The 6,317-nt window shown below is 73.8% G+C and carries 7 protein-coding genes; 5 read left to right on the top strand and 2 right to left on the bottom strand.

Features of this window, described 5'->3' with window-relative positions:
- Positions 1-86: 86 nt before the first annotated feature.
- The gene (locus ACTUAL_RS23165; protein ID WP_096494528.1) at positions 87-1,052 is read right to left on the bottom strand and encodes an aldo/keto reductase; all 966 of its coding nucleotides are present in this window, start codon (positions 1,050-1,052) and stop codon (positions 87-89) included.
- A gap of 61 nt (positions 1,053-1,113) precedes the next feature.
- Between ACTUAL_RS23165 and ACTUAL_RS23160 the strand changes: the two genes are divergently transcribed.
- The 3 genes from ACTUAL_RS23160 to ACTUAL_RS23150 all read left to right on the top strand — a co-directional run bounded on the left by ACTUAL_RS23160 (position 1,114) and on the right by ACTUAL_RS23150 (position 3,764).
- A complete protein-coding gene (locus ACTUAL_RS23160) occupies positions 1,114-2,163 on the top strand; it encodes an LLM class F420-dependent oxidoreductase (protein WP_096494526.1) in 1,050 nt (349 codons plus the stop codon).
- Positions 2,160-2,984 carry an undecaprenyl-diphosphate phosphatase gene (locus ACTUAL_RS23155; RefSeq protein WP_440901713.1) on the top strand — a complete coding sequence of 275 codons (825 nt, stop codon included), beginning with the start codon at positions 2,160-2,162 and terminating at the stop codon, positions 2,982-2,984. The genes ACTUAL_RS23160 and ACTUAL_RS23155 overlap by 4 nt, the downstream gene beginning before the upstream one ends.
- Positions 2,985-3,077: 93 nt before the next feature.
- Positions 3,078-3,764 carry a histidine phosphatase family protein gene (locus ACTUAL_RS23150; protein WP_096494522.1) on the top strand — a complete coding sequence of 229 codons (687 nt, stop codon included), beginning with the start codon at positions 3,078-3,080 and terminating at the stop codon, positions 3,762-3,764.
- A gap of 493 nt (positions 3,765-4,257) precedes the next feature.
- On the opposite strand, the gene ACTUAL_RS23145 is transcribed toward ACTUAL_RS23150, so the two are convergent.
- Positions 4,258-4,623, bottom strand: coding sequence for a VOC family protein (locus ACTUAL_RS23145; RefSeq protein WP_440901712.1), 366 nt, complete (start codon positions 4,621-4,623; stop codon positions 4,258-4,260).
- Positions 4,624-4,716: 93 nt separating this feature from the next.
- On the opposite strand from ACTUAL_RS23145, the gene ACTUAL_RS23140 reads away from it, so the two are divergent.
- Entirely contained in the window at positions 4,717-5,448 is a 732-nt protein-coding gene (locus ACTUAL_RS23140; protein WP_440901711.1) for an isocitrate lyase/PEP mutase family protein, read from the top strand.
- A gap of 116 nt (positions 5,449-5,564) precedes the next feature.
- Positions 5,565-6,317, top strand: a 753-nt coding sequence (locus ACTUAL_RS23135; RefSeq protein ID WP_440901710.1) for a DEAD/DEAH box helicase, incomplete at its 3' end; no start/stop codon positions are given.

Here is a 6,317-nt window from a genome sequence, read left to right as displayed (position 1 = left end):
CGGGGCAGGCGGGCCAGACGGGTCAGGGGGCGGGGCGCGCACCGGACGAGGGCTGAACGGGGCAGGCGCGCGGAGGCCGGACCCGCTCAGCCCAGCTCGGTCTCCGGGTAGCCGAACCCCACCGCGCTCACGTCGTCCAGCGCCGCGCGGATCGCGGACGGCAGCACGAGGTCCTCGCTGGCCAGGGACGCCACCAGCTGCACGGTGTCCCTGGCCCCCACGATCGGCGCGACCACGCCGGGCCGGTCCCGCACCCACGCCAGCGCCACCCGCAGCGGCGAGCTGCCCAGGCCCTCGGCGGCGGTCAGCACGGCCTGCACGATCCGCGCCGCCCGCTCGGTGCGGTGCCGCTGCACGTACCCGGCCAGCGCCTCGGACGCCCCGCGCGAGTCGGCGGGCGTTGCGTGCCGGTACTTGCCGGTGAGCACGCCGCGCCCCAGCGGCGCCCACGGCAGCAGTCCCACCCGGTGGTGCCGCGCGGCGGGCGCGACCTCGCGCTCCACGCCCCGCTCCACCAGCGAGTACTCGACCTGGTTCGACACGATCGGGGTGTGGCCGGGCAGGGCGGCGGCGGTGCCCAGCTGCCAGCCGCAGTAGTTGGACACCCCGGCGTAGCGGACCTTGCCGGAGGCGATCGCCGAGTCCAGCGCGGACAGGGTCTCGTCCAGGGGCACGGCGGGGTCCCAGGCGTGCAGCTGCCACAGGTCGACGTGGTCCACGCCGAGCCTGCGCAGGGAGCCGTCGAGCGCGGCCAGCAGCGCTCCGCGCGAGGCGCCGCCGCCGAACGGGCCGTCGTCGCGCCGCGCGACCGCCTTGGTCGCCAGCACCACCCGATCGCGCGGGACGACCTCGCCCAGCAGTGCGCCGAGGATGCGCTCCGCTTCCCCGTCGGAGTAGACGTCGGCGGTGTCCACGAGCGTGCCGCCCGCCTCGGTGAAGGCCTGGAGCTGGCTCGCCGCCTGGTCGGGCCCGGTGTCCAGGCCCCAGGTCATGGTGCCGAGCCCGAGCCGGGACACCCGCAGACCGCTGCGTCCCAGGTATCGCTGTTCCACCCCGCGAAGCCGCGAGGGTGATCACCTGGCCATCGTGGTTACCGGTCGGTAGGGTCCGCGTGTGCGACTGGGACTGAACCTCGGGTACTGGGGCGCGGGCAACGACGCCGCGAACCTCGAACTGGCCAAGGAAGCCGACCGGCTCGGCTTCTCCGTGGTCTGGGCGGCGGAAGCCTACGGGTCGGACGCGCCGTCCGTGCTCTCGTGGGTGGCCGCCCACACCGAACGCGTGGACGTGGGCAGCGCCATCATGCAGATCCCCGCCAGGACACCGGCCATGGCGGCGATGACGGCGGCCACCCTGGACACCCTGTCCGGCGGGCGGTTCCGGATGGGGCTGGGCGTGTCCGGGCCGCAGGTGTCGGAGGGCTGGCACGGGGTGCGCTTCGACAAGCCGCTCGCGCGCACCCGCGAGTACGTGGAGATCGTGCGCACCGCGCTGCGCCGCGAGCGGCTCAGGCACGAGGGCGAGCACTACGTGCTGCCGCTGCCGGACGGCCCCGGCAAGGCGCTCACCCTGACCGTGCACCCCGTGCGCGAGCACATCCCGCTCTACCTGGCGGCCGTGGGCCCGAAGAACGTCCAGCTCGCGGGCGAGATCGCCGACGGGTGGTTGGCGCTGTTCTTCTCCCCCGAGCAGGCCGGGGAGTCCCTCGACCTGCTGCGCGCCGGTCGCGAGAAGGCCGGGAAGACCCTCGACGGGTTCGACGTGGTGCCCACCGCGCCGCTGGTCGTGGGCGAGGACTGGCGGGCGTGCGCGGACCTGGTGCGGCCGTACGCGGCGCTGTACGTGGGCGGCATGGGCAGCAGGCAGAAGAACTTCTACAACGACCTCGCGGTGCGCATGGGCTACGCCGCCGAGGCCGCCGAGGTGCAGGAGCGGTACCTGGCCAAGGACTACGCGGGGGCGATGGCGGCGCTGCCGCTGGAGTTCCTGGACGCCACCTCGCTGCTCGGTCCGGTGGAGCGGATCGCCGACCGGATGGCCGCCTACGCCCAAGCGGGGGTCACGACGCTGACCGTCTCGCCCATGCTGCAAGATCTGGCCCAGGGGACGGCCGCGCTCCGCGCGGCGTCCGAGGCTTTGGATCTGGCGGGAGTGGGTAGTTGAGCTGGTTGCAGGCCATCGTCCTCGGCCTGGTGCAGGGACTCACGGAATTCCTCCCCATCTCGTCGTCGGCGCACGTGCGCATCGTGTCCACGCTGTTCTTCGGCAACGACGCGGGCGCCTCGTTCACCGCGGTGATCCAGCTGGGGACCGAGCTGGCAGTGCTGATCTACTTCGCCAAGGACATCGGCGGGCTCCTGTCCGCCTGGTTCAAGGGCTTGGTCAGCAAGGCCGCCCGGAAGACCGAGAACTACCGGATGGCGTGGTACGTCATCCTCGGGTCGATTCCGATCAGCGTCCTTGGCCTGGTCTTCAAGGACGAGATCCGCTCGTCGCTGCGAAACCTGTGGATCACGGCGATCGTGCTGGTCGTGTTCGGCATCCTGCTCGGCGTGGCTGACCACGTCGGCAAGCAGGTGCGCTCGAAGTTGGAGTTGAAGGACGCCGTCGGCATGGGCTTCGCCCAGGCCATGGCCCTCATCCCCGGTGTCTCCCGCTCCGGCGGGACGCTCACCGCGGGTCTGTTCCTGGGGCTGGACCGGGCCGCCGCGGCCCGGTACTCGTTCCTGCTGGCCCTGCCCGCCGTGTTCGGCGCCGGCCTGTTCAGCATCCCGGACGTGCTCGACCGCTCCGAGGCGAACGCCGCCTCGGTGCCGCAGATGATCGTGGCGACGCTGGTGTCGTTCGTGGTCGGCTACGCCACCATCGCGTGGCTGCTGCGGTACGTGTCGAAGCACAGCTACTCGGCGTTCGTGTGGTACCGGCTGCTGCTGGGCCTGGTGCTGATGGGTCTGCTGTCGATGAACCTGATCAGCGCGACCTGAGCCCCTCGGGGACCTGACGCTCCTCCGGTGGCCCCGGGTGGGTGCGGCGGGCCCGCGCGGTGATCGGTTCGCGGGGCGATTTAGGCTGGCAGCGTGGCTACTGTGATCCTTCTGCGGCACGCGCGCTCGACCGCCAACGGCTCCGCGATCCTGGCGGGCAGGCAACCGGGGGTGCGGCTCGCGGAGGACGGCGAGCGGCAGGCCCGCGCGCTCGTGGACCGGCTCGCCGGGGTGCGCCTGGACGCGGTGGTGACCTCGCCGCTGGAGCGCTGCGGGCAGACCCTGGAGCCGCTGCTGGCCGAGCGCGGCCTCACCGCGACCGTCGAGCCGGACCTGGCCGAGGTCGAGTACGGCGAGTGGACCGGCAGGCCCATCAAGGAGCTGCTGCAGGAGCCGCTGTGGAAGGTGGTGCAGCAGCACCCGTCCGCCGCGGTGTTCCCCGGCGGCGAGGGGCTGGCGCGGGTGCAGGCCAGGGCGGTGGCGGCGGTGCGGGCGCACGACGCGCGGGTCACCGAGGAGTTCGGGCCCGGCGCGGTGTGGCTGGCGTGCAGCCACGGCGACGTGATCAAGTCGCTGCTGGCGGACGCGCTGGGCGCGCACCTGGACGGGTTCCAGCGGATCGTGGTCGACCCGGCGTCGCTGTCGGTGGTCCGGTACACCGAGACCCGGCCGTTCGTGCTGCGGGTCAACGACAACGGCGGCGCCCTGGCCGACGTGGTCCCCCCGATCGAGAAGCCGGCGTCCTCGGACGCGGTCGTCGGGGGCACCACCGGGGCGTGAGCCCGGCCTCGGATCGGAGAGGGTGGCCCCCGGCCGGGGCAGGGTGGGCCGGGGGCCACTGGTCCTGTGCGCGCCTGACCGGCTGGGTGGTCGGGCGGATCTGATCGTATGGCGGGAAACGCGCTGGTGAGCGCGGTCCCGCAATTAAGGAACCGGTGTGGAGTTGTCCCGTTCGGGTGCGGTCGAGCGGCCCAACGGGGCGGGTGAACCCCGGAAAAGCGCAGCTCAAACGGCGCGGAAACACGCCGGAAACACAGCGGGCAAGCGCACGTGAGGGGGAATCGGCTGCGACCTCCGGCCCAGGCCGGTCGTCGGGCGGCTGTTTACTGTTAACGACGCTGTGTGCACCGGTGGTCACCCTCCGGGACCATCGGGGGTGTCGGCCAGGTGGCGGCGGGGGTGCGGCCGGACGGGGACGGGGACCGGGACGGCGGCGCGAGCGGGTCGGGTCGGGGTGGGGTGGGGCGGGGTGCGAGCGCCGGCGGGGCGGTGGCTACGCCTGCGGCGCCCACAGGCAGAACGGGTGACCGGCCGGGGCCAGGGGCGCCCGCACGTCCGCCTGCGGCTGGCGCCCGGCCAGGCGGGCGCACGGCTCCAGGGCCCGCGCCACCCCGGCCGCCAGGTCGGTGACCTCGACGTCCAGGTGCGTCATCATCCGCGGGTCGCCCTCGGCGGCGGGCCACACCGGCGGCCGGTGGGCGGGCTCGCACTGGAACGACAGGCCCGCGCCGCCCGCCGGGTCGCGCAGCGTCACCCGCTCCTCCTCGTCGGTGGCGATCTCCCAGTCGAGCGGCGCGCCGTAGAACAGCGCCAGACCCCTGGGGTCGGTGGTGTCGAGGGCGGTCGCGGTCAGCTTCACCCCCTCGGGTCTGCTCTCACCCGGACGTGGGCGCGGCGGTCGGGGCGGACCGGTCGGGGTGGTTCCGGGCGCGCGGTGGCCTACGGTCGCACCATGATCACCGAACGCTCCGCCCCGGCCGCCGCGCTGCGGGCGCTGCACGTGCCCGGCGACCCGCTCGTGCTGCCCAACGCCTGGGACGTGCCGTCCGCGCTCGCCGTCGAGCGGGCCGGGTTCGGCGCGGTCGCCACGGCCAGCGCCGCGGTGTCCGCGTCCCTGGGCCACCCGGACGGGGAGGCGATGCCGGTGGACGAGGCGTTCGCCGCGATCGCCCGCATCGCCTCGGCGGTCGCGGTCCCGGTCACCGCCGACGTCGAGCACGGGTACGGCCTGGGCGCCGCTGAGCTGGCCGGGCGGCTGGCTGAGGCGGGCGCGGTCGGGTGCAACGTCGAGGACTCGCTGGAGGAGCGGGAGCTGCTGGACGCCGACCGGCACGCCAACTACCTGCGGGAACTGCGCGCGGCCGACCCCGACCTGGTGATCAACGCCCGGATCGACGTCTTCCTGCTGGGCGGGGACGTCGCGGAGGCGTTGCGCAGGGCCCGGCTGTACGCGGAGGCGGGCGCGGACTGCGTGTACCCGATCGGGCTCGCCGACGAGGCGGGCATCGGGGAGTTCGTCGGCGGCGCCGGGCTGCCGGTCAACGTGCTGCGGTCCCCGGCCGCGCCCGCCGCGCCCCGGTTGGCGCAGCTGGGGGTGGCGCGGATCAGCCACGGGCCGTTCGTGCACCGGGAGGTCATGGCCGCGCACGCCGAGCTGCTGGCGAGGTTGCGCGCCGAGCGCTGAGCCGGGTCGCCGAGCCGGAACGCGGGCCCGGAACCCCCGCCCAGCGCGTGAAGCCCGCGTGAAGCGGGGGTTCTGGCGGATAACGGCTGGCCGCCACCACTATCCTTGTGGGCAGTATGAACACGCCGTCTTTCGCCGACCTGCAGCAACGCCTGCCCCAGCTCATGACTCGGGACCAGCGCCGCCTGCGCCGCCGCCTCGACGGCGTCCGCAAGATGCGCGACGAGCGGGCACGGGCAGGCGTGACCGCCGAGATCGCCGCCGAGTTCGACCAGGCCGAGCTGAGGGTGGCGCTGCGCCGCGAGGCCCTGCCCACGATCACCTACCCGGCCGAGCTGCCGGTGAGCGCGCACAAGGACGAGATCGCCGCGCTCATCCGCGACCACCAGGTGGTGGTCGTGGCCGGTGAGACCGGGTCGGGCAAGACCACGCAGCTGCCCAAGATCTGCCTCGAGCTGGGCCGGGGCGTCCTCGGCCAGATCGGGCACACCCAGCCGCGCAGGCTCGCCGCCCGCACCGTCGCCGAGCGCGTCGCCGAGGAGCTGGGCACCGAGCTGGGCGCGGCGGTCGGCTACAAGGTCCGGTTCACCGACCAGTCCGGCGACGACACGCTGGTCAAGCTCATGACCGACGGCATCCTGCTCGCCGAGCTCCAGACCGACCGGATGCTCTCCCGCTACGACACGATCATCATCGACGAGGCGCACGAGCGCAGCCTCAACGTCGACTTCCTCCTCGGCTACCTCAAGCAGCTGCTGCCCCAGCGCCCGGACCTCAAGGTCGTCATCACCTCCGCGACGATCGACCCGCAGCGGTTCGCCGAGCACTTCGCGGAGCCCGACGGCACCCCGGTGCCGATCATCGAGGTC

The organism is Actinosynnema sp., from assembly GCF_052038725.1.
The sequence above is the reverse complement of the archived record's forward strand: the minus strand, read 5'-3'. Positions and strand labels throughout refer to the sequence as shown.